Source organism: Planotetraspora sp. A-T 1434, from assembly GCF_025420585.1.
In the GTDB taxonomy this organism is placed as follows: domain Bacteria; phylum Actinomycetota; class Actinomycetes; order Streptosporangiales; family Streptosporangiaceae; genus JAOEGB01.
Window position 1 is genome coordinate 56901 of sequence record NZ_JAOEGB010000018.1, and the last position, 20761, is coordinate 77661.

Below are 20761 nucleotides of genomic sequence, written 5' to 3' on the forward strand. Positions count from 1 at the left end.
CGCCATAGGCTCACGGACATGAGCGCCTTCGAGCTGGGTACGGACGGTCCCAAGGTCATCGTCGTCGGCGTCGACGGCTCCGACAACTCGCTCCGCGCCGCCGCCTACGCCTGGGGACTCGCCCGCCGCCAGGGCTCCGAGGTGATCCTCGTCCACGTCACCGACCTCGGAACGCTCAGCGCCCTGGTGCCCGACGCGTCGGCGTCCGCCGCCGCGGCGGGGGAGCAGGTGGCAACCGAGCTGCGCGAACGGTTCGCCCAGTTCGCGAGGTCGAGCGCCAGCCCGGTCCAGTACACGTTCAGAACTGAGCGCGGCGAGGCCTCGGCCGCCCTTGGACGTGTCGCCGACGAGGTCAGAGCCGACGCCGTGGTCGTGGGCGCCTCCGCACAGGCGGGGCACCGTCTGATCGGCTCGGTCGCGGTCCGCCTGGTCCGCGCCGGCCGCTGGCCCGTCACCGTCGTCCCCTAAGCCGCACGGCCAGAGCCATCCCCTGCCGAAGCGCCATTCCCGGCCGGGCGTTCCCGCCCGGGGGTTCGGTTGCGCGTTCCCGTCGCCGTTCCCAGCCGTACGGCACCAGCCACTTTTCCCGTGCCATCCGTTCCCCACAGCGCGCTGGCGGCTCTGCGCGCCCTGAGCCCTTAAGCCGATCTCGCCGACAACTTCCAGAGTCTTGACAATAACTCTTGTCGGTGAGAGTGTTGCGGCATGTTCGAAGTGGCGGTGATCGAGGACCCGGCCGCGGCCGAGGTCTCGCTGGACCCGGTGCGGGCCCGGCTGCTGGCCGAGCTGGCCGAGCCGGCGTCGGCCACGATGCTGGCCGCGAAGGTCGGCCTGGCGCGGCAGAAGGTCAACTACCACCTCAAGGCGCTTGAGCAGCACGGGCTCGTCGAGCTGGTGGAGGAGCGCCGCAAAGGCAACGTCACCGAGCGGGTGATGCGCGCCACGGCGGCGTCCTACGTGATCTCGCCGACCGCGCTCGCCGCCGTGGCCCCGGACCCAGACCGCTCGCCTGACCAGCTGTCGGCACGCTGGCTCCTGGCGGTCGCCTCCCAGCTCGTCCGCGATGTGGGCGCACTCATCACCGGCGCGGCCAAGGCGAAGAAGAGGGTCGCGACCTTCGCGATCGACGGCCGGGTGCGTTTCGCCACGGCCGCCGACCGGGCCGCCTTCGCCGAGGAACTGGCCAGCGCGGTGACCACGCTCGTCGGCAAGTACCACGACGACGCCGCCCCCGGCGGACGGGACCACCGCGTGATCGTCGCCGTCCACCCGAGCATCACCCACGACATGACCCAGACCGAAACCAAGGAGTTCTGATATGCCGCACGAGTTCGAAGTCCGTGAGGAGATCGTCCTGGAGGCCACGCCCGAGCAGGTGTGGGACGCGATCGCCAAGGGACCGGGAATCGACTCCTGGTTCATGGGGCGCAACGAGGTCGATCCCGGCGAGGGCGGCGCGGTCCGGATGACCCTCATGGGCGTCACCAGCGAGTCGACCGTCACCGCCTGGGAGCCGTCCAAGCACCTGGCCTACCGGGGGGTCGGCAACCCCGACGGGACGTTCATGGCGTTCGAATACCTGATCGAGGCCCGCGACGGGGGCAGCACCGTGCTCCGGTTCGTCCACAACGGCTTCCTCGGCGACAACTGGGAGGCGGAGTACGACGCGCTGTCCAAGGGCGACGGCATCTACCTCAAGAAGCTCGCCACTTACCTCAAGCACTTCCCCGGCAGGACCTCGACGTTCAACCTGTTCCTTCCCGGCCCGCAGCTCACCGACAAGGAGCGCGTCTGGGCGGCGTTCGGGGGCGCGCTCGGGCTGACCGGCACGGCTGCCCCGGGGGACCAGGTGCGGCTCACGGTCGAGGGGCTGCCGGCGTCAAGCGGGGTCGTGGAGTTCACCGACTCTCACGAGTTCGTCGTCGCCCGCACGACCGACTCGCTGCTCACCTTCGGCCACGGATATCAGGACATGGTGTTCGTGGAGCAGCACAACTTCTCCGCCGACGCGGACGAGAAGGAGACCGAGCAGGCCTGGCAGACCTGGCTCGCCCACTCCCTCGCCTAACCGCCGCACGACCAACCGCACGACCAACCGCGCAACGACGCGGAAGACGAGCGACCGTCCCGACCCGCAACCGTCGACCTCCAACCGTCGACCTCCAACCGTCGACCTCCAACCGTCGACCTCCAACCGTCGAGCGGCAATCGCACGCGGCCCCGCCGCGCCGGACCGGGCACATCCGACCAGACCAGACCAGACCACGCCGACGCAGGCGGCCAGGTCGGCCAGGTCGGACGATGTCCCGACCCGTGTCCCGACCCGTGTCCCGACGCGCGGTGCGGCCGCCCACAAACCTCGTTGGCGGGGCTATCAGGAACCCCCCCACCAAGCCCCGCCAACGAGCCACTCCCGGCGAAGCCCCACCGCGACTACGCGTCAACCCGGCGACCGCGGTGACAGTCCGCTGAGGCTCACTACGCCGCCCTGCGACTCCCGGTGCGGCCACCGAACCGGCGAACCGGATCGTTCGCGTCCAGCACCGCCGAACGACCGCTGAAAGCCGCCAAATCTGCGAAACCCGCACCCGCGAAACCCGTGAAAAACGCCGAAGCAGCAGAAAACTCGGCGAAAGATCGGCGAAAGGCCACCGCAGAGGTTCCGTACGGCCCGCCCGCCCGGCCGTTCTCACTCACGCATCGCCGCCCGCGCGCGGCTGACCACCAGGAATCAACGATCATCCGTAGCCCACCATAGGGAGTTCCAAATGACTGCGACGACTGTCGACGCCGGCCCACGGGCCGGGCGACGGGAGTGGATCGGGCTGGCCGTGCTGGCCCTGCCGACCCTGCTGCTGTCCCTGGACGTCAGCGTGCTGTACCTGGCCCTGCCCCACCTCAGCGCAGGCCTCGGGGCCGACTCCACCCAGCAGCTGTGGATCATGGACATCTACTCGTTCATGCTCGCGGGATTCCTCGTGACGATGGGCACGCTGGGGGACCGCATCGGGCGTCGCAAGCTCCTGCTGATCGGCGCGGTGCTGTTCGGCGCCGCCTCGGTGGCGGCGGCCTACTCCACCAGTCCCGGAATGCTCATCGCCACCCGGGCACTACTCGGCATCGCCGGAGCCATGCTGGGCCCCTCGACCATGGCCCTGATCAGGAACATGTTCAAGAACCCGCAGCAGATGGCCATCGGCTTCGCCGTGTGGTTCAGCTGCTTCATGGGCGGCATGACCCTCGGCCCCCTGGTCGGCGGGCTGCTCCTGGAGCACTTCTGGTGGGGCTCGGCGTTCCTGCTCGGCGTGCCGTTCATGGTGCTGCTCCTCGTGATCGGCCCGGCGATGCTGCCGGAGTACCGTGACTCCAGCGCCGGCAGGCTCGACCTGACCAGCGTGGCCCTGTCACTCGCCGCGATCCTGCCGATCATCTACGGCCTGAAGGAGGCCGCCAGGCACGGCTGGCAGGTCATACCCGTCACCGCCATCGTCGCCGGCGCCGTCTTCGGAGTGGTGTTCGCCCGGCGGCAGCGCAAGCTGACCAGCCCGCTGCTCGACCTGCGCCTTTTCACCAACCGCGGCTTCAGCACCTCGCTGGCCATCATGCTGCTCAGCGGGATCGTCATGGCCGGCGCCTCGCTGCTGTCCGCCCTCTACCTGCAGATGGTCGTCGGACTCTCCCCGCTGAAGGCCGGGCTCTGGCTGATCCCACAGAACATCGCGATGGTCCTCGGATCCCTGCTGTCCCCGGCCCTCGCCCGCCGCCTCAACCCGGCGTACATCATGGCGATCGGCCTGGCCATCGGCGGCACCGGACTTCTCCTGCTCACCCAGGTCCACAGCGTCGGCGGCGTCGGCGTGCTGGTCACCGGGCTCGTCCTCGCCGCCGGCGGCATCGCGCTTCCGATGGCGCTGGTCGCCAACCTCATCATCGGGTCCGCGCCTCCGGAGAAGGCGGGATCCGCGGCGTCCATCATGGAGACCGGCGGCGAGTTCGGCGTCGCCCTCGGCGTGGCCTCCCTCGGCACCCTCGGCATCGTCGTCTACCGCAGCCGGCTCGCCGACACCATCCCGGCGGGCGTTCCCGACCACGTGGTCGACGTCGCCCGTGAGAGCATCACGGCGGCCGTGACCGCGGCGGCGCAGCTGCCCGGCCAGCTCGGCACCGCCCTGCTCGACGGCGCACGCGCCGCCTTCACCAGCGGCCTGAACGTCGTGGGCGGCGTCGGAGCCGTCGTCTTCGTCGGCCTCGTCATCGCGGCGGCCGGGCTCCGCAACAGCAGCCTGCCCGTACAGCCGGCCCCGCAGGCAGATCCCGCTCAGGCCGACGCGGACGCGGAGACGGCGCTGGCCGGCGCTCCCGAAACCCGCCCCGTCTAACCCGCAAGAGAGCAGCACGAACCATGAGGAGCCGGGTGTCCACGACCCAACGTGGCCACCCGGCTCCTTCGCATCCGCACCCAGGTACGGCAAGCCACAGCGCCGTCCCCCGAATGCGGGGCGCCGGTGATCAATGCGGCTGCGATCCGGAAGGCTTCGGCTCCGCCCCGCGCATCTGAAGGGCATTGGCGCGACGACCGCACCCCTCTGACGTGCGAGTTCGGGAGTCCGTCTGTCGTGTAGTGATCAGCTGAACATCCAGCCTGAGCCAGAGTGGTGCCAATCTGAGCCAATATGGCTTGCCGATGGCACCATGGCGTGCCATAGTGATGCCATGGACCTGACCCCGTATGTGGCCTCCCTCGGTCGCGAGCTGCTAACCGCCGTCGAGACCGGTGAGGGTGACGCCAGTGTGCTGATCGAGCGGTTGACCGTGACGATGGAGTCGGCGATCCGGCTCACCCTGCTCGAGGCGTTGTCGGCGGCCGCCGACGAGATCACCCGAGACCTGGCTCCCGGTTCGGTCCAGGTGCACCTGCGTGGACGTGACCCGAACTTCGTCGTGACGGTTAGGCAGGCGGAGCAGCCACTCGATGACACCCCCGATCTGGCCGCGGTGTCGGCTGATGACGCCGCGGCGAGCTTCGAGGACGGCCCAGTGGCACGGATCAACGTCCGCCTCCCGGAACAGCTCAAGGCCGCGATCGAGGAGGCGGCGGGCAAGGAAGGCCGCTCACTCAACGCCTGGCTGGTGCGGGCCGCCTCGACCGCGCTACGTGCCCCGGAGCGCGACCACGGCTCCGACCGGCGCGGCAAGCGCAGCGCTCAGCGTTACACCGGCTGGGCTCGCTAGCCCACTCCGACACCCAGAACCACCTTCTTCGTACATCTCCGACCAGCGGAGATGTTCCTCTGACTCATTCCGAGGGGATAGCCATGCCTGTTTTCGCCACGCCTGAACCGATTACCGCCACGATCGAGCTCTCCGTCGGCGACGTGCAGATCATCGCGAGCGACCGGACCGACACCGTCGTCGAGGTGCGGCCCAGCGACGAGTCCGACGAGTCCGATGTGGACGCCGCGCAGAAGACGCGAGTCGAGTACGCCAACGGCACGCTGACGGTCCGTGGGCCGAAGGCCCGCCTGCTCGACTTCTCCAAGAAGACCAGGTCGGTCGACGTGCTGATCGAACTTCCCACCGGCTCGCACGTGCACGCGGACCTGTCGGTAGCGGACCTGCGCGGCGTCGGCACGCTGGGGGAGTGCCGGCTCAAGGCGTCGGTCGGGCATTTCCGCCTCGACCGGACCGGACCGCTTCGACTGGCCACCTCCGGCGGCGACATCACCGTCGAAACGGTCGCGGGCAACGCCGACGTCTCCACCGGCACCGGGCGCGTGCACATCGGCGAGATCGGCGGCACCGCCGTCATCAAGAACTCCAACGGCAACACCGGCATCGGCACCGTCACCGGCGAACTGCAGGTGCGCTCGGCCAACGGCGACATCTCCGTCGACCGGGCCGACGCCATGGTGGAAGCCAGGACCTCCAACGGAACCATTCGCGTCGGCCAGGTCACGCGCGACACCGTCACGCTGCACACCTCGACCGGCCACCTCGAAATCGGTGTCGCCGCCGGCACCGCCGCATGGCTCGACCTGAACACCTCGCACGGGCGGGTGGACAACTCGCTGGACGGTCTCAGCGAAGCACCGGAGAAGTCCGAGCAGACCGTCGAAGTCCGCGCGCACACGTCGTTCGGCGACATCACCGTCCGCCGTTCCTGACCAGACCTCGAAAGGGGTTCTCATGACCATGCCATCCCAATCCGCGATCACGGCGACCGGACTGCGCCGGTCGTACGGCGACCACGTCGTGCTCGACGGCGTCGACCTGAACGTGCCACGTGGCACCGTTTTCTCGTTACTCGGCGCCAACGGCGCCGGCAAGACCACCACAGTCAAGATCTTGTCCACCCTGATCCGCGCCGACGGGGGCAGCGCGCGGATCGCGGGTCACGACCTGTCCGCCGAGCCGGACGCGGTGCGTGCCGCGATCGGCGTCACCGGCCAGTTCTCGGCGGTCGACAACCTGCTGACCGGTCAGGAGAACCTGACCCTGATGGCGGATCTGCACCACCTCGGCCGGAAGGCGGGCAGGCGCAGGACCGCCCAGCTGCTCGAACAGTTCGACCTCGTCGACGCGGCAAAGAAGACGGCGGCGACCTACTCCGGCGGGATGCGGCGGCGGCTCGACCTCGCGATGACGCTGGTCGGCTCACCGCAGGTGATCTTCCTTGACGAGCCGACCACCGGGCTGGACCCGCGCAGCCGCCGCGCCATGTGGCAGATCGTGCGGGAGCTCGTGGCGGGTGGCGTCACCATCTTCCTCACCACCCAGTACCTGGAGGAGGCCGACGAGCTCGCCGACCGAATCGCGGTGCTCGACCACGGGAAGATCGTCGCCGAGGGCACCGCGGACGAGCTCAAGCGGCGCATTCCCGGCGGCCACGTCCTGCTGCGGTTCGCCGACGAGCGCGACCTCGAATCCGCCGCGCGCGCCGTGGGCCAGGTGTCCCGCGACAGCGACACGCTCGCCCTGCGCGTACCGCACGACGGCAGCCTCAGGTCGCTGAAGGCGCTGCTCGACCGGCTTGACCAGAACGGGGTCGAGGTCGACTCGCTGAGCGTGCACACCCCCGACCTCGACGACGTCTTCCTCGCTCTCACCGGCAACAAGGAAAAGGTGACCGCACGATGAGCACTGTGTCGTACGCCCTGACCGACTCGGCGACGATGCTTCGCCGCAACCTCAAGCGCATGGTGCGCTACCCGTCCATGACACTGCAGCTCATCGGCATGCCGATCGTCTTCCTGCTGCTGTTCGTCTACGTCTTCGGCGGCACGCTCGGCGCCGGGCTCGGCGGCGTCTCCGGCGGACGTGCGGAATACGTCAACTACGTCACCCCCGCGATCATCCTGATGACGATCACCGCCGCGGTCCAGGGCACCACCATCTCGATCGCCATGGATATGACCGAGGGCATCGTCGACCGGTTCCGCACCATGGCCATCGCCCGCGTGTCCGTCCTCACCGGACACGTCATCGGCAGCCTCATCCAGACGATGCTCAGCATCGCGGCGGTCACCGGCGTCGCGCTGCTCATCGGCTTCCTGGCCGTCGGCGGGGCCCGGCGAATGGCTCGCCCTCATCGGTGTCCTGGTGATGATGGCCTTCGCCTTCATCTGGCTGTCGGTCGCGTTCGGCCTGGCCAGCAAGACCGTCGAGTCGTCGAGCAACGTCGGTATGCCGCTGCTGCTGCTCCCGTTCCTGGGCAGCGGGTTCGTCCCGACCGACTCGATGCCCACCGTGCTGCGCTGGTTCGCCGAGTACCAGCCGTTCACGCCGCTCATCGAGACCCTGCGCGGCCTGCTGATGGGCACGCCGATCGGGAACAACGCCGTCATCGCGGTCGGCTGGTGCGTCGTCATCACGCTCGGCGGCTACCTCTGGTCGAAGAAGCTCTTCAACCGCGAATCCACCCGCTAAGCCTCACTTGAGCCAAAGACAAAAGATACGCCGGATGCGCATCGGGCCGCGGCGTCGGTCAGTCGCCGTCCCCTTGCTGCGTACTGTCGGATCGCCGCGTGCTGTCGGAGAGGTCGAGCTTGCGCAGCCCCTCCAGGACGCGGAGCAGAGTGGCCGCGTCGGGGCCCTCGGCGCGCCTGCCCCGAGGGTTGCGCCGCATCCGCCGCGGCAGCGACGCATGCGGCTCACCGGCCTCGGCCCCAAATGGACCAAGGCTTTCCAGCGGCTCCAGCGAACCCACGAACTCCGGTGAGTCCAAGAAGTCGGGCGATTCAAGGGCGCTGAGGCCCTGGGCGCCAAAGCTGGGCGGCGGTTTCGTAACGGAGTCCGGCGTGCGGGGGAGTGGGACGGCGAGCTCGCACCAAACGATCTTCCCCCGGTCGGGCGCCGTGTAGTGTCCCCACTTCGTCGCCAGGCTGCCCACCAGGGTCAACCCGCGGCCGCCTTCGTCCCATTCCCCACTCTCGGCGGGCACCGGCTCGCGCTCGCTGCCGTCCCACACCTCGATGAACAGGCTGCGCGGCCCCGACGACAGACTCAGCCGCAGCGCCACCATGCGCAGCGTCACGGGGAACATCGACGAGGCGATCGGAACGCTCGACACCGAGTTCGTGGCCTGCACCGCGTTCGTCACCAGCTCCGACGCCAGCAGCTCCGCCGTGTCGACGAGCTGCGGCAGCTCCCACCTGCCGAGCTGGCATCTGACGAAGGCCCGTGCCCGCCTCGGAGCGGTCGCGGCGGAGCCGAACACCTTGTCGGCGGCCCTCCGGTCCTCATGGGAGGGAAAGGGAGACGTCAGCATCCCCGGGGCAGTCCTCGAACAGCCCGTCCCGCCTGGACGGCTCGGCCGTACACCGCGCGAACGGCCGGTCGGGGAAAACGCATGCCTCCGATCATCTGTCATGACTCGCGGCAAAGTGAGCCGGTTCGCAGCATTCAGATAAGTTTCTCGCCTGAATTACCCGCACGTCACCCAGGCGACCGCAACCCGTCGAACACGATGTCGAGCATCCGGCTCCGGACTTCCGGTTCCACGTGCTCGGCGGCCCGTGACGCGCCGATCAGCAACGCGATCAGCTCCGCCACGCCGATGTCCAGGCGTACGGCCCCGCCCCGCTGGGCCCGCGCGAGCAGCGCCTCCAGGGCGGCCGCCAACTCCGCCCCAACAGGCGACGGCTCCCCATCACCACCCTTTACGGCGGCGGCCTCGGCCAGAACCTCCGCATAGGCGCTCTGCGTGGCGGCCTGCTCGACCGCGTAGGTGAAGAACGCGAAGAACGCCGCTCCCGCGTCGGATTCCGACAACGACGCGGCCTTCTCGGCGAGCCGGCGAACCCGGCCGAGGAACACCGCCTGGATCAGCGCCTCTTTCGTCGGGAAATGCCGGAAGACGGTTCCGACGCCGACACCGGCCTCCTTCGCCACGTCCTCGGTCGACGCCGACAGGCCCTGTCCGGCGAAGACGGCCTCGGCCGCCTCGAGAATCTTCGCTCGGTTTCGCCGCGCGTCGGCGCGCAGCGGCTTCTCCTCAGCCATCGGCAAGCGGGCCATTGACAATCGGAGTCGCCGCTCCGTATCTTCTATTCGGAGTCACGACTCCGATTGTACGGCACGCCGCCCTGAGCCACAGATCCACGATCCGACGGAAGGAACCGTGACCCTCGATGACCCTGACCCCACGCGAAGCCTTCACCCGCTGGCAGCAGGCGGTCCTCGCCGGATCCCCGGACCAGGCCCACGACCGAACCGGCGACCACACGCCAGACCACACGGGGGACCATTCAGCGGGGGAGCCCTACGTGGGCGACCTCAACGCGGACGACGTAGTGGTGGAGTGGCCGTTCAACCCGCCCGGCAGGCCCCGGCGGATCGAGGGCCGCGCCGCGTTCGACGCGATCGCGAAGGCCGGCCGGGACGCCCTCCCCGTCCGGTTCGAGGAGTTCCGCGACGTGGTCGTCCACGAGACCGCCGACCCCGAAGTGATCATCGCCGAATACGAGCTCACCGGGACGATCCTCACCACCGGCCGCCAGGCATCGGCCCATTTCGTCACAGTTCTCCGCGTCCGCGACGGCAAGATCGTGCATGTCCGGGAGTATCAGGACGTCCTCGCCATGGCGGACGCCCTCGGCCAGCTCCCCGCACTGCTCCGGGGCATGACCGTGGCCGGGAAAGAGAGCCCTGTCTGACACGCCGCCGAGACCAGACGGGAATCAGAAGCGGGGCGCTACAGCGCGGCCAGGTGCTCGTAGTCGGGGGCCCTGACCGCCCCTACCTGACAGAAGATGGCAGGAATGGGCGCGAAGGTAGGGGCATGACGAACCACGCGACAGGCACCTTCGACATCACCGGCTGGAACGAGCTCGCCACGGAGGAACGGGAAGGCGCGACGGTCGGCCGGATCCTGATCACCAAGGCGTTCCACGGCGACCTCGAGGCCACCAGCACCACCGAGATCCTCACCGTCGCCACCGCGGCCGGCCCAGTCGCGTACGTCGGCATCGAACACCTCGACGGAACCCTCGGCGGCCGAAAGGGCACCTTCGTCCTGCAACACAGCGCGGGCAGCGACGACGGCGCCCAGTGGATGCGGTGGCAGATCGTTCCCACATCCGGGACGGGGGAGTTGTCCGGACTGCGGGGCGAAGGCAGGATCGAGCGCCGCGAAGACGGCAGCCATGTGTTCACCCTGGACTACGAACTGCGGGACTCGCCCGAGTGATCGGCCCGATGGCCGTGGCCCGGCCATGACCTGGCGGCACGCCTAACTCGCCTAACGGTGGGTAGCTGGTGCCGCATGCTGTCTCCCGCTGATCGACAGGCCGCCGAAGACCCGGCCACCGAGCAAACGACCACGCAAACGGCCACTCCAGAACCGGACGCCGGACCGGCCAAGGATCCGGCCGACGGGCGACCCGCCACCGCACAGCCGGCGGACGACCTGGCCACCGGGCGCCACGCCGAGCCCGAGTCCCGCACGCGGTCGGCCCACGGCAAGGCTCCACGCGTCGCGGTCATCGCCCACCGCAAGAAGTCCCTCGGCGGCGGGCTCGACGAGCTTCGCAAAGTGATCGCGGACCACGAGGTCGGCGACCTGCTGTGGTACGAAGTGCCGAAAAGCAAGAAAGCCCCGAAGAAGGCCCGCGAAGCCCTCAAGAAGGGCGCGGACCTGATCTTCGTGTGGGGCGGCGACGGCTCGGTCCAGCGCTGCGTCGACGCGCTCGCCGGCACCGACGCCACGGTCGCCATCATCCCCGCGGGAACGGCCAACCTGCTCGCCCGCAACCTCGGCATCCCGCAGGATCTGCCCGAGGCGGTACGGATCGGATTCCAGGGCCGCCGCGTCAAGCTCGACCTCGGCAAGATCAACGGTGAGCACTTCGCCGTCATGGCCGGCGTGGGGTTCGACGCCGAGATGATCGCCGACGCCGACCGGGGCCTGAAGGACCGCCTCGGGCGGCTCGCCTACGTCTGGACCGGCCTGCGGCACGTCGGCGGCGCCGTCACGCCCATGAAAATCAAGATCGACGGCACGGACTGGTTCGAAGGGGACGCCAGCTGCGTGCTCGTCGGCAACGTCGGCACCATCACCGGCGGTGTCGAGGTCTTCGACGAGGCCCGGCCCGACGACGGCTGGCTGGAGGTCGGTGTCTCCACCGCCGAAGGCCCCATCCAGTGGGCGCGCGCCCTCGGACGCATGAGCGCCGGGCGCGCCGAGGACTCCCCGTTCGTCCGCGTCACCCGGGCCCGCAAGATCTCCGTCAAGCTCAGCACCCCCATGGCGTACGAGCTGGATGGCGGGGCGCGCGGAGAGGTCAAGCGCGTGAAGATCAAGGTCGTGCCGCGCGGCATCACCCTCTGCCTGCCGGACAACCCCGCCGACCAGGGATGACGGCCATCCGAGGCGGGGGAGCCGGGGCGGCCGAGACGGGGAGGGGAACCGGTCCGCGGCCATTCCTGCCGGCGTAGCGCGACGCGTGGGCCCGGCACATGCCGAGAGTTACGCCGGTTCGGCGGCCCGCACATCCCCGGAGGAGGCGGCCCGGCGGTGCCACGCGAAATGCCGGGGGAGACCGACGGCTGCGCTCGAATGCGGGACCTCGGCCGGCTACCAGTCGCGAACGGCGTCCACGCCCGCGGCCAGGCTTCCTCTCACCGCGCCTAGGGCCAAGCCGAGGGTTGCTTCGGCGTCGCTCACGATGAAGTCGAGGGCGGCGAAGAGTTCCTCTCTTTCGTCGGTCGCGATGAACCGCGTTCGACGATCCAGCTCGTTGAAGCCCATGCCGTACTCACGGCCGATCTGGACCAGCTGAGCCGGCAGGTTCTCGTCAGAGTGGCCAGAAAGCACCGCTATGACCGCCTGCCGCGTCTCCTTGTACTGCGCGACGGCCTCCTTGTAGCAGGTTCCGCTGATGTGCTCGCGACCGTCCCAGTCACGCAAGGGGTTGGCCCGGTTCTCCGCGACCCACTCGGGCTTGCGAGCAGCGGTGATCTCGACGAACGTGCCATGCGGGATCTCCGGGCGCCAGGTCGCCCGCATGGCGACGGCGTACTCGTGCGGGACGCTGTGGAGACACAGCAGCTCCAGCGCAGGAACGCACTTAGGTAGTAGACGATCGGACTTGCTCATCCCGAAGAGGTCCGTGATGTGCAGCCTTCGCAGCGACGCCAGCCGGTTGAGACTCGATGCCTGGGAGAGCAGGCCCAGGTTGCCGGACAACGAAAGCAGCACCAGCGCGGGGAAATGCTCGGCAAGCCGGTCGCAGTCGAGAGACTCGACCTCTGTGACGGACAAGCTGCGAATGTCGCGACGAGGCCCAGCAAGCTCGTTCATCGCCTGGTTGATCTCGGCGCCTGTGCGGGTCATCTCGCGCGGATCAGACCAAGGTTCGCGCTCGCCTCTGTCCCAGCGTCTTTGGCGGGCGAGCTGTTCGCCGAGCCACCACCCGGTGGAGTAGCTCGATGACGGCTTGGTGCGCAAAAGCGGCAGCTTGCCGATGACCTTGTAACCGCGCGGAAGAACCCATTCGTAGTTGCAATGAGACGGCCGGCCTGCCCAGTTGTGGTGGGTCAGCACAAGGGCCGACACCTCACCGAGGTCGGTCACTGATTCGGGCTCTGGGCCGGACCAGTTCAGCTCAAGCACTCCGGCCGTTTTCCAGTCGGGATTGAGATCAGTGATCTGCGCGGCAGTCCACTCATCGAGGGACTCAGAGAATGCAGCCACAACATCCCCTGGTGCGATCGGCCTTGGGGGCGCAGACTTCCGGCCAGCCATGCATGAAAGGGTAGTGCCCGACGCCATGCCGTGAGGCGGGAGAACTTACCGCTGATGAAGCCCTGATGGGGGACTCCTTCTGAGGTTTACTTGACATAATGTTCCTTATCAAGCATCGAGGTGACACCGCGACCGGGGGCTCTGATCATCAGGTGAACGCGCACCTTACGCTCGTGGACGGCGGTCGTTTTCCCGAAGACGCGTCCCGGAGATATGGACGAGACGGGACGTAAGCCGCCAAGTGATCACCACTGAGGCGCGCCAGGCCGTACGATCACGGCATGTCCGGCCTCGGTGTGACAGAGCTTCTCGTCGTTGGATTAGTCGGCCTGATCTTTCTGGGCCTGGTCATGGTGGTGTTCTTCGCCGTCCGCGCCGGCGCGCGTCCCAGCACGCAACTCGGCTGGCGCAGCGCGACGCTCCCGCCGCCCGTCTCCGCCGACCTGCAGAACCATGTACGGCATCTCTACGCGGCCGGCAGGAAGATAGAGGCGATCAAGGTCATCCGGGAGGCCACAGGCCTGGGACTCAGGGAGGCGAAAACCCTGGCCGAAGCCCTCGCGTCCGGACAGGTCATCCCGGCCGTCCCGGTCGGCGACCCCGCCCGTCCCGATCTGGCCTCCCGCGCCCGTCAACTCAAGGCCGCGGGCCGTGCCGAACAGGCGGTTTTCCTCGTCCGCGGCGAAACCGGAATGGGACAGTCCGAAGCGGAAGCATTCATAGAAGCCTTATAAAGGTGATACCAGACAGAAGGTGAATTCTGTTCGGTATAATCCATTCGTCCCACTGGGCAGCTCCGGTGTGGATTCGCCAGAGGAATTGGTTCGACAATCGGCCCCCCGCGGAGCTGCCATGACAGGACCGTGCTACGCGCCGCTGACAATTAACCTTCTGGTCCGGCATGGGATTGAATACGCGTCCTGAAGTGCTCTCAAGCTGTCCTTTCTCACGAAATCCTGTCCCCTGTCTGACCGCTTATAGTCGGGTCCATGTATCCCCCCATCGAGCCTTACGACCACGGGCACCTGGACACCGGCGACGGCCACCTCGTCTACTGGGAGGTTTGCGGGAATCCCGAGGGCAAGCCTGCGCTGGTCGTCCACGGCGGCCCCGGCTCGGGCTGCACACCGGGCCAGCGTCGCGGCTTCGACCCCGAGCGCTACCGCATCATCCTGTTCGATCAGCGTAATTGCGGCCGGAGTCTCCCCCACGCCGGCGACCCGACCACCGATCTGACCACCAACACCACACACCACCTGGTCGCCGACATGGAACGGCTGCGCGAGCACCTCGGTGTCGACCGGTGGCTGCTCTACGGCGGGTCATGGGGGTCCACGTTGATGCTCGCCTACGCCGAAGCGCACCCCGCGCGAGTGTCGGAGATGGTCTTCACCGGCATCACCATGACCCGCCGTTCCGAGATCGACTGGCTCTACCGGGGCGTCGGCCGATTCTTTCCCGAGCAGTGGCAGCGCTTCCGGGAGGGTGTCCCTGAGGGCGTACGCGACGGCGACCTGCTGGCCTCCTACGCACGGCTGACGTCCGACCCCGACCCCGCCGTCCGCGCCAAGGCCGTCCGTGACTGGACGACGTGGGAGGACACAGTGATCTCTTTGGAGACCAACGGCAAGCCGGACGCCTACAGCGACCGGCCACCCGCCGCCCTCGCGGCCTTCGTCCGCATCTGCAGCCACTATTTCTCCAACGCCGCATGGTTGGAGGAAGGCGTTCTGCTGCGCGACGCGCACAAGCTGGCCGGCATCCCCGGCGTGCTCATCCACGGCCGCTTCGACCTGGGCTCTCCGCTGGAGACCGCCTGGCAACTGGCACAAGCGTGGCCCGGCGCCCGCCTCGTCGTGGTGGACGATTCAGGGCACACCGGCAGTGACACCATGCGCAAGGAAGTCCGCGCCGCCCTGGACGGTTTCGCGAGCACCCGGCACCCGTAGATTGATCGACCATCCCCCTGCCGTCCACGGCGCGTCATCGGCCGACCGGCCGGGAGCACACGCCGGCGGCCGAAATGCGTGTGTGAGGCGCAGTAGTGCCGAGCGTCATGGCCGCTCCCCCGGGCTCCGAGTTCAGGGACGGAATGCGCGGGGCGAATGTCAGTGGCTCCCGATACGGTATTGATCATGCTGCCCGCACAGTTGAACCGTCTCACCGTGGAGGAGGCCGCCGATCGTTACGTGGACCTGGTCCGGGCGAAGACGGTGACGGGGGCGCTCTCCCCCGCGACCGCCGAGGTGTACGCCCGTGACGTCGCCACGTTCGTACGGCTGGCCGGTCCGGGCAGGGTGCTGGACGATCTGACCGGGGAGGACGTCGACGCGGTGCTGCTGGCTTTCGCCCGCAAGCCTGACGAGCGCCGCAAGGAGCCCGGCGGCAGCCCGCAGAGCGCCGCGTCGCAGGCCCGGTTCCGCCGGTCGGTGTCGGCGCTGTTCAAGCACGCGGCGTCGGCCGGCTGGGTGCAGCTGAACCCGATGGCGGCCGCGTCGGTGACCGCCAAGGAGCGCGGCGGACTGCGGGCCGAGCGCCGCGCGCTCACGAAGGAGCAGGCGGAGGGGCTGATCGGGGCCGCCCGCTCCCCCGCCGCCGAGCCTGCTCGCAGGCGTGACCAGCGGACCGACGTCCGGGACGCGCTGATCGTGTTAGTGCTCGCCACGCTGGGGCCGAGGGTGTCGGAGCTGGTCAGGGCCAACGTGGAGGACTTCTACACCAACGACGGCGTGCGCTACTGGCGGATCTTCGGCAAGGGCGGGAAGACCAGGGACGTCCCGCTCCCCCATGATGTGGCCGAGGTGCTCGACGCCTATCTCACGGTGCGGGCGGCGAGCCCGGAGAAGGCCCAGGAGAAGGCGCTGCTGCTGTCGTGGCGTGGCCGCAGGCTCGCCCGCGGCGACGTCCAAGGGGTGATCGACCGGGTGCAGCAGCGGATCGAGCCCGGGCGGCGGCGCAGCGTCACCCCCCATGGGCTGCGGCACACGACCGCGACCCACCTGCTGGCGGACGGGACGGACATGGACGCGGTGCGCAGGGTCCTCGGGCACAGCGATCTGTCCACCCTGGGCCGCTACCGCGACGAGCTTCCCGGGGAGCTCGAAGTGGCGATGCGGTGGCATCCCCTGCTGCGCGGCAAGGAGGAGCGCCGGGCCACGGACGGCCGGCCGGCGGAAGGCGGTCCGCCGCAGGGGTGACGCCGGCCGGCCTGCGGCTGTGTCACGGCGTGGGCAGGCCGCCGTGGACCGCTTCTCCGCTCGCGATCACCGCCTCCACGTGCAGCGTCTCGCTGAGGACGACCAGGTCGGCGTCTTTTCCGGGCTGGACCGCACCCGTCCGGCCGGAGATGCCGAGCAGGTGGGCGGGTGTAGTGGAGGCCGCGACCGCCGCGTCCACGATGGGAATGCCGATGCGCCGCACTGCGTGCCGTACGGCGGCGTCCATGGTGAGGGCGGAGCCGGCCTCGGTGTGCCCGACCGCCGCGATCGCCCCCGCCGCGGTGACCTGGCGGAGCAGGTCCATGCCGCCGGGCAGTTCGGGAGTGTGACCACGCGTACGGTGCCGTCTCCGGCCTCGATCAGGTGCCTCAGCGTCGCCGGGTCCGGATCGAGGAGGTGTTCGCTGTGGTGTGAGCCCCTCTTCGAGGGGTTGAGGAAGGGGCCCTCCAGGTGCACGCCCACGATTCTTCCGCGGCGGTGGTCACCTGAGCGTGTCTGCCTCGATGACGATCCAGCCCGGATCCAGCACCCGGCGGGGAGTGACGACGCGCGCGTTCGCGATGACCACCACAGCCCGGACCGTAGCAAATCAACCGGGCGTGGATCCGCTGGGAGTGCGTACGATCCTGGAATGAAGGTGACCGTACTGTCGGGCGCGGGGATCTCCACCGAGTCCGGCATTCCGGACTATCGGGGGCCGAGTGGGCTGTGGCGCAGGGACCCCGACCACGAGAAGCTCGTGACGTACGACTACTACATGGGCGACCCGGAGATCAGGCGGCGCTCATGGCTGTTCCGCCGGGACAATCCGGCGTGGAAGGCCGAGCCGAACGCGGGTCATCGCGCCCTCGCCGAGCTGGCCGCCGCGGGCATGGATGTGTGGATCGTCACGCAGAACGTGGACGGCCTGCACCAGCGGGCGGGGTCGCCGCCGGACCGGGTGCTGGAGTTGCACGGGAACATGTTCGGCGCGGTGTGCACGGCATGCGCGGCGCGGTCGACGACGCGGGAGGCGATCGACCGGGTCCTGGCGGGAGACGGTGACCCGGCGTGCCTGTCATGCGGCGGGATCCTGAAGACCGCCACGGTGATGTTCGGTCAGGCCCTCGATTCGGGCGTGCTGGGCAGGGCCGTCGAGGCGGCCGGGGACTGCGACCTGTTCGTCGCGGTCGGCACGTCGCTCCAGGTGCAGCCCGCCGCGTCCCTTGTCCGGATCGCGGCCGAGGGCGGAGCCCGGCTGATCATCGTGAACGGCGAGCCGACGCCGTACGACGGCCTGGCGGACGAGGTGATCCACGAGCCGATCAGTGAGGCGCTCCCCCGGTTGGCCGCCCGGCTCCTATTGGCCTGATCATTCCTTCATGCCGAGATTTCCCTGATCGCGGCCCTAGAGCACCTTGAGCATCTGGGGCACCCCGAGCACCTCGGGCGGCTGGATCTGGTGGTCGACGCCTAACGGTCTCGATCCGGCTTGACCCTCACGTAGCGGGAGGTGGCACGCTGGGGCGCGGAAAGGAGGGAGACCATGGGCTACTCGGTCGGGCAGGTGGCCGCTTTCGCCGGGGTGACGGTGCGGACGCTGCACCACTACGACGAGATCGGCCTGCTGACGCCCGGCGAGCGGACGAGCGCGGGATACCGGCGTTATACGGAGCCTGACCTTGACCGGCTGCAGCAGGTGCTGTTCTACCGTGAGCTCGGGTTCTCCCTGGAAGACATCGCGACCATCCTGGACGAGCCCGGCGCGGGCCCGTTGACGCATCTGCGCCGCCAGCACGAGTTGCTGCGGCAGCGGATCGCAAGGCTCCAGTCGATGGTGGCGGCGGTCGAACTGGCGATGGAGGCACAGACGATGGGGATCTCCCTGACACCGGAGGAGCGGTTCGAGGTGTTCGGCGACTTCGATCCGGATGAGCACGCGCAGGAGGCGGAGGAGCGGTGGGGCGGCAGCGACGCGTTCGAGCAGAGCCGCCGCCGTACGGCCGCGTACACGAAGGGCGACTGGCTGCGGATCAAGGAGGAAGGGGCGGAGGTGATGCGGGGGTTCACCGAGGCGTTCGAGGCGAGGCTGCCCGCCGGGAGCGACCAGGCGGTGGACGCGGCCGAGCGGCATCGGGAGCACATCAGCCGGTGGTTCTACGACTGCTCCTACGAGATCCACAGGGGGCTGGGCGACATGTACGTGGCCGACCCCCGGTTCGCGGCCAACTATGAGACGGTCGCCGAGGGGCTGGCGACGTACGTCCGTGACGCGATCCACGCCAACGCGGACCGCCGCGCCTGAGCCGTTCCGAGGAGGCTCCCGCCGGAAGCCCCGGAAGATCCCCGGCCAGACGCGATTCCCGGGTGGCCGGACGGTGAGATTCCCTCCGGCCACCCGGCGAAAGCCGGGCGGCGTCCCATCATGAGCGGGCCACGGCGAGCCGTACCCGGTCATCCGCCGCTCGTAGTCAGGGATGGCCGCCACGACGCGCGGACGGCCGGAGTAAGGCTGTGGAGTCAAATGGCCGGGCCTTTTATGCGTGTGAAACGTCGCTGAAACACCCGCTGGCCACGATGGCTTCGTGATCAGGGCCATTCTGTTCGACCTCGACGAGACCCTTTTCGATCATCGCAGGGCGGTGGCGTACGCCGCGACCTGCTGGACCGAGTCGGTCTCCCCGGGCCATCAGCTGCTGATGGAGACCCCGGCGCTCTGGCTCGACCTGGAGAACAAGCACCTGCCCGCCTGGCACGCCGGTGAGTGTTCCTTCGCCGAGCAGCGGCGCAGGCGGCTGCGGGAGTTCTGCGGGCGGCTCGGCCTGCCGGTCCCCGGCGATCTCGACGCGGCCTACGCCGGCTTCCTCGTGCACTACGAGGAAGCCTGGGCGGCGTTCCCGGACGCCGCCGAGGTCATCGACGCCCTGGGCGGCGCCGGCCTGACCCTGGGCGTGCTCACCAACGGCGCGCCGGTCCAGCAGGAGGCCAAGCTGCGCCGGATCGGCCTGATGGACCGCCTGGAGCCGGTCCTGACGCCCGACTCGCTGGGCGGGAACTTCAAGCCGGCCCCGGAGTGCTACCTCGCGGCGGCGGCCAAGCTGGGCCTGCGGCCGGACGAGGTCCTCCTGGTCGGCGACAACCTAATGCTCGACGCGGTCGGCCCCACCAAGGTGGGGATGCACGGCGTCTGGCTGGACCGCTACCGGAGCGAGCCCGCGCCCGAATCCGTCATAAAGATCACGACGCTGTGCGAGCTGCCGGACGTGCTGAGCGCGCTCCAACGGCAGCCGGTGAACCGCCCGTCCGAAGCCGCGTAATCTTCCTCCGCCGAGCCGGCGTGATCGATTCTTCGACGGCATGAAGCCCGTCGACCCGGGCATCGTCAAGGTCTGGGAGTGGCGCCCCGACGGCCAGTACCTGACCGTCCCGGCCCCCTCAGAGCTCACCGTGCTCGGCGAGGTCGCCGCCAAACCGTAAGACGCATCGTGACACCCGCCTTCCAGCCTGCCCGTCACCGCGACGCCGGCGAAGCGGCGGCCCCCGATGGGGATACGCGAACCCCGGCGGCGGCGACGCCGCGCCGGGAGAAGCCGAGGCGCTCGTAAACGATGATCGCGGCCCGGTTCCAGTCGTCGACCATGAGCGCCGCTCTGCCGTGCTCCGCCAGCAGCGCCGAGACGACGAACCGGCACACCCGCTCCCCCAGGCCGTGCCCGCGCGCGGACACGGCCGTCGCCACGCCGGCCAGCAGGCCCACGGTGGGAGCGGACCAGGCGTCGGCCGCGACGGCGACCAGTTCCCCTCCGGCGTCCCGGATCCCCGCCCATCGGCGCACCTCGGGAATGCCCGGCATAGCGTAGGAGTCGGGATTAGCCGTCTTGAGCAGGTCGGTCACGTCCGGCTCATCCTCCTCCCCCAGCCAGGCGACGCCGCGGGCGTCCGCGACGACCTCCCTGGAGGTGAGCGAGGTGGTCAACATCCAGGAGAAACCGCCGATGAGCTCCACCTCGTCGATCCCCTGGACCACCTCGTGGACCAGCGCGGCGTCGCCCAACGGCCGGAACGACGGGCCCGACTCCGCCAGCGCGTGCCGTACGAGCGGGATGGCGTGAGCGGCGCTGCCGCTGACGGCGAGCCGGTCACGCCTGGACGCCGCGGGGCTGGCCACGGCGACCGCGTCGCCGGACGCCCACGCCCGCACGCCCGGCTTCATCCCCTGCGCAGCCCAGACGATCAGGTCGTCGTCGCCCGAGGCGTCCACCACCTCGGCGACGCGCCGCAGCTCCCTCACCATCACCACACGTGGGCCGTACGGCGTGCC

General features: G+C 69.3%; 21 protein-coding genes and 2 pseudogenes. 18 read left to right on the top strand and 5 right to left on the bottom strand.

Annotated elements, in window-relative coordinates:
• Positions 1-18 precede the first annotated feature (18 nt).
• From N5079_RS22905 to N5079_RS22940, 8 genes and pseudogenes are all read left to right on the top strand, one after another.
• Complete coding sequence (locus N5079_RS22905; protein ID WP_261586032.1) at positions 19-468, top strand: universal stress protein; 450 nt, start codon at positions 19-21, stop codon at positions 466-468.
• 237 nt (positions 469-705) lie between these two features.
• Positions 706-1317: an ArsR/SmtB family transcription factor gene (locus tag N5079_RS22910; protein ID WP_261586033.1), complete on the top strand. Its 612-nt coding sequence runs from the start codon at positions 706-708 to the stop codon at positions 1315-1317.
• Between the two features lies 1 nt (position 1318).
• Positions 1319-2068 carry an SRPBCC family protein gene (locus N5079_RS22915; RefSeq protein ID WP_261586034.1) on the top strand — a complete coding sequence of 250 codons (750 nt, stop codon included), beginning with the start codon at positions 1319-1321 and terminating at the stop codon, positions 2066-2068.
• Positions 2069-2768: 700 nt separating this feature from the next.
• Entirely contained in the window at positions 2769-4379 is a 1611-nt protein-coding gene (locus N5079_RS22920) for an MFS transporter (protein WP_261586035.1), read from the top strand.
• A gap of 334 nt (positions 4380-4713) precedes the next feature.
• Entirely contained in the window at positions 4714-5232 is a 519-nt protein-coding gene (locus N5079_RS22925; protein ID WP_261586036.1) for a toxin-antitoxin system HicB family antitoxin, read from the top strand.
• Positions 5233-5315: 83 nt separating this feature from the next.
• Entirely contained in the window at positions 5316-6164 is an 849-nt protein-coding gene (locus N5079_RS22930; RefSeq protein WP_261586037.1) for a DUF4097 family beta strand repeat-containing protein, read from the top strand.
• 22 nt (positions 6165-6186) lie between these two features.
• Positions 6187-7137 carry an ATP-binding cassette domain-containing protein gene (locus N5079_RS22935; RefSeq protein ID WP_315967879.1) on the top strand — a complete coding sequence of 317 codons (951 nt, stop codon included), beginning with the start codon at positions 6187-6189 and terminating at the stop codon, positions 7135-7137.
• Positions 7134-7926: pseudogene (locus tag N5079_RS22940) on the top strand (ABC transporter permease). Before N5079_RS22935 ends, N5079_RS22940 begins: the two are co-directional and overlap by 4 nt.
• A 58-nt stretch (positions 7927-7984) precedes the next feature.
• On the opposite strand, the gene N5079_RS22945 reads toward N5079_RS22940, so the two are convergent.
• The gene (locus tag N5079_RS22945; protein ID WP_261586038.1) at positions 7985-8767 is read right to left on the bottom strand and encodes an ATP-binding protein; all 783 of its coding nucleotides are present in this window, start codon (positions 8765-8767) and stop codon (positions 7985-7987) included.
• Between the two features lie 167 nt (positions 8768-8934).
• On the bottom strand, positions 8935-9501 hold the full coding sequence (locus N5079_RS22950) for a TetR/AcrR family transcriptional regulator (RefSeq protein WP_261586039.1): 567 nt from the start codon (positions 9499-9501) through the stop codon (positions 8935-8937).
• A gap of 128 nt (positions 9502-9629) precedes the next feature.
• On the opposite strand from N5079_RS22950, the gene N5079_RS22955 reads away from it, so the two are divergent.
• The 3 genes from N5079_RS22955 to N5079_RS22965 all read left to right on the top strand — a co-directional run bounded on the left by N5079_RS22955 (position 9630) and on the right by N5079_RS22965 (position 11857).
• Positions 9630-10154, top strand: coding sequence for a nuclear transport factor 2 family protein (locus N5079_RS22955; RefSeq protein ID WP_261586040.1), 525 nt, complete (start codon positions 9630-9632; stop codon positions 10152-10154).
• A 125-nt stretch (positions 10155-10279) separates the two neighbouring features.
• Complete coding sequence (locus N5079_RS22960) at positions 10280-10687, top strand: DUF3224 domain-containing protein (protein ID WP_261586041.1); 408 nt, start codon at positions 10280-10282, stop codon at positions 10685-10687.
• Positions 10688-10762: 75 nt separating this feature from the next.
• A complete protein-coding gene (locus N5079_RS22965) occupies positions 10763-11857 on the top strand; it encodes a diacylglycerol/lipid kinase family protein (RefSeq protein ID WP_261586042.1) in 1095 nt (364 codons plus the stop codon).
• Between the two features lie 216 nt (positions 11858-12073).
• On the opposite strand, the gene N5079_RS22970 is transcribed toward N5079_RS22965, so the two are convergent.
• Positions 12074-13192, bottom strand: a complete 1119-nt coding sequence (locus N5079_RS22970; protein WP_261586043.1) for a hypothetical protein — start codon at positions 13190-13192, stop codon at positions 12074-12076.
• A gap of 332 nt (positions 13193-13524) precedes the next feature.
• Here N5079_RS22970 and N5079_RS22975 point away from each other — a divergent pair, with 332 nt between their 5' ends.
• The 3 genes from N5079_RS22975 to N5079_RS22985 all read left to right on the top strand — a co-directional run bounded on the left by N5079_RS22975 (position 13525) and on the right by N5079_RS22985 (position 16440).
• Entirely contained in the window at positions 13525-13977 is a 453-nt protein-coding gene (locus N5079_RS22975) for a ribosomal protein L7/L12 (protein ID WP_261586044.1), read from the top strand.
• 255 nt (positions 13978-14232) lie between these two features.
• Positions 14233-15192, top strand: coding sequence for a prolyl aminopeptidase (gene pip / locus N5079_RS22980; protein ID WP_261586045.1), 960 nt, complete (start codon positions 14233-14235; stop codon positions 15190-15192).
• Between the two features lie 186 nt (positions 15193-15378).
• Positions 15379-16440 carry a tyrosine-type recombinase/integrase gene (locus N5079_RS22985; protein ID WP_261586046.1) on the top strand — a complete coding sequence of 354 codons (1062 nt, stop codon included), beginning with the start codon at positions 15379-15381 and terminating at the stop codon, positions 16438-16440.
• Between the two features lie 22 nt (positions 16441-16462).
• Here the strand turns inward: N5079_RS22985 and N5079_RS22990 are convergent, their stop codons facing one another.
• The gene (locus N5079_RS22990; RefSeq protein WP_261586047.1) at positions 16463-16765 is read right to left on the bottom strand and encodes an amidohydrolase family protein; all 303 of its coding nucleotides are present in this window, start codon (positions 16763-16765) and stop codon (positions 16463-16465) included.
• 327 nt (positions 16766-17092) lie between these two features.
• On the opposite strand from N5079_RS22990, the gene N5079_RS22995 reads away from it, so the two are divergent.
• The 4 genes and pseudogenes from N5079_RS22995 to N5079_RS23010 form a co-directional block, all read left to right on the top strand.
• Entirely contained in the window at positions 17093-17812 is a 720-nt protein-coding gene (locus N5079_RS22995) for an SIR2 family NAD-dependent protein deacylase (protein ID WP_261586048.1), read from the top strand.
• Positions 17813-17986: 174 nt separating this feature from the next.
• The gene (locus N5079_RS23000; protein ID WP_261586049.1) at positions 17987-18745 is read left to right on the top strand and encodes a MerR family transcriptional regulator; all 759 of its coding nucleotides are present in this window, start codon (positions 17987-17989) and stop codon (positions 18743-18745) included.
• A gap of 280 nt (positions 18746-19025) precedes the next feature.
• Entirely contained in the window at positions 19026-19757 is a 732-nt protein-coding gene (locus N5079_RS23005) for an HAD family hydrolase (RefSeq protein ID WP_261586050.1), read from the top strand.
• A 34-nt stretch (positions 19758-19791) separates the two neighbouring features.
• Positions 19792-19917: pseudogene (locus tag N5079_RS23010) on the top strand (SAM-dependent methyltransferase); the annotation flags it as partial.
• A 34-nt stretch (positions 19918-19951) separates the two neighbouring features.
• Here the strand turns inward: N5079_RS23010 and N5079_RS23015 are convergent.
• Entirely contained in the window at positions 19952-20734 is a 783-nt protein-coding gene (locus N5079_RS23015) for a GNAT family N-acetyltransferase (protein ID WP_261586051.1), read from the bottom strand.
• Between the last annotated feature and the right edge of the window lie 27 nt (positions 20735-20761).

Excerpts from the sequence above, each read along its gene's own strand:
- N5079_RS22990 (WP_261586047.1), bottom strand. The coding sequence starts at position 16,765 with ATGGACCTGCTCCGCCAGGTCACCGCGGCGGGGGCGATCGCGGCGGTC.
- N5079_RS23015 (WP_261586051.1), bottom strand. The coding sequence starts at position 20,734 with ATGGTGAGGGAGCTGCGGCGCGTCGCCGAGGTGGTGGACGCCTCGGGC.
- N5079_RS22945 (WP_261586038.1), bottom strand. The coding sequence starts at position 8,767 with ATGCTGACGTCTCCCTTTCCCTCCCATGAGGACCGGAGGGCCGCCGAC.
- pip (WP_261586045.1), top strand. The coding sequence starts at position 14,233 with ATGTATCCCCCCATCGAGCCTTACGACCACGGGCACCTGGACACCGGC.
- N5079_RS22935 (WP_315967879.1), top strand. The coding sequence starts at position 6,187 with ATGACCATGCCATCCCAATCCGCGATCACGGCGACCGGACTGCGCCGG.
- N5079_RS22930 (WP_261586037.1), top strand. The coding sequence starts at position 5,316 with ATGCCTGTTTTCGCCACGCCTGAACCGATTACCGCCACGATCGAGCTC.
- N5079_RS22975 (WP_261586044.1), top strand. The coding sequence starts at position 13,525 with ATGTCCGGCCTCGGTGTGACAGAGCTTCTCGTCGTTGGATTAGTCGGC.
- N5079_RS22995 (WP_261586048.1), top strand. The coding sequence starts at position 17,093 with ATGAAGGTGACCGTACTGTCGGGCGCGGGGATCTCCACCGAGTCCGGC.
- N5079_RS22920 (WP_261586035.1), top strand. The coding sequence starts at position 2,769 with ATGACTGCGACGACTGTCGACGCCGGCCCACGGGCCGGGCGACGGGAG.
- N5079_RS22905 (WP_261586032.1), top strand. The coding sequence starts at position 19 with ATGAGCGCCTTCGAGCTGGGTACGGACGGTCCCAAGGTCATCGTCGTC.
- N5079_RS22925 (WP_261586036.1), top strand. The coding sequence starts at position 4,714 with ATGGACCTGACCCCGTATGTGGCCTCCCTCGGTCGCGAGCTGCTAACC.
- N5079_RS22985 (WP_261586046.1), top strand. The coding sequence starts at position 15,379 with ATGCTGCCCGCACAGTTGAACCGTCTCACCGTGGAGGAGGCCGCCGAT.
- N5079_RS22960 (WP_261586041.1), top strand. The coding sequence starts at position 10,280 with ATGACGAACCACGCGACAGGCACCTTCGACATCACCGGCTGGAACGAG.
- N5079_RS23000 (WP_261586049.1), top strand. The coding sequence starts at position 17,987 with ATGGGCTACTCGGTCGGGCAGGTGGCCGCTTTCGCCGGGGTGACGGTG.
- N5079_RS22950 (WP_261586039.1), bottom strand. The coding sequence starts at position 9,501 with ATGGCTGAGGAGAAGCCGCTGCGCGCCGACGCGCGGCGAAACCGAGCG.
- N5079_RS22955 (WP_261586040.1), top strand. The coding sequence starts at position 9,630 with ATGACCCTGACCCCACGCGAAGCCTTCACCCGCTGGCAGCAGGCGGTC.
- N5079_RS22915 (WP_261586034.1), top strand. The coding sequence starts at position 1,319 with ATGCCGCACGAGTTCGAAGTCCGTGAGGAGATCGTCCTGGAGGCCACG.
- N5079_RS22965 (WP_261586042.1), top strand. The coding sequence starts at position 10,763 with ATGCTGTCTCCCGCTGATCGACAGGCCGCCGAAGACCCGGCCACCGAG.
- N5079_RS22910 (WP_261586033.1), top strand. The coding sequence starts at position 706 with ATGTTCGAAGTGGCGGTGATCGAGGACCCGGCCGCGGCCGAGGTCTCG.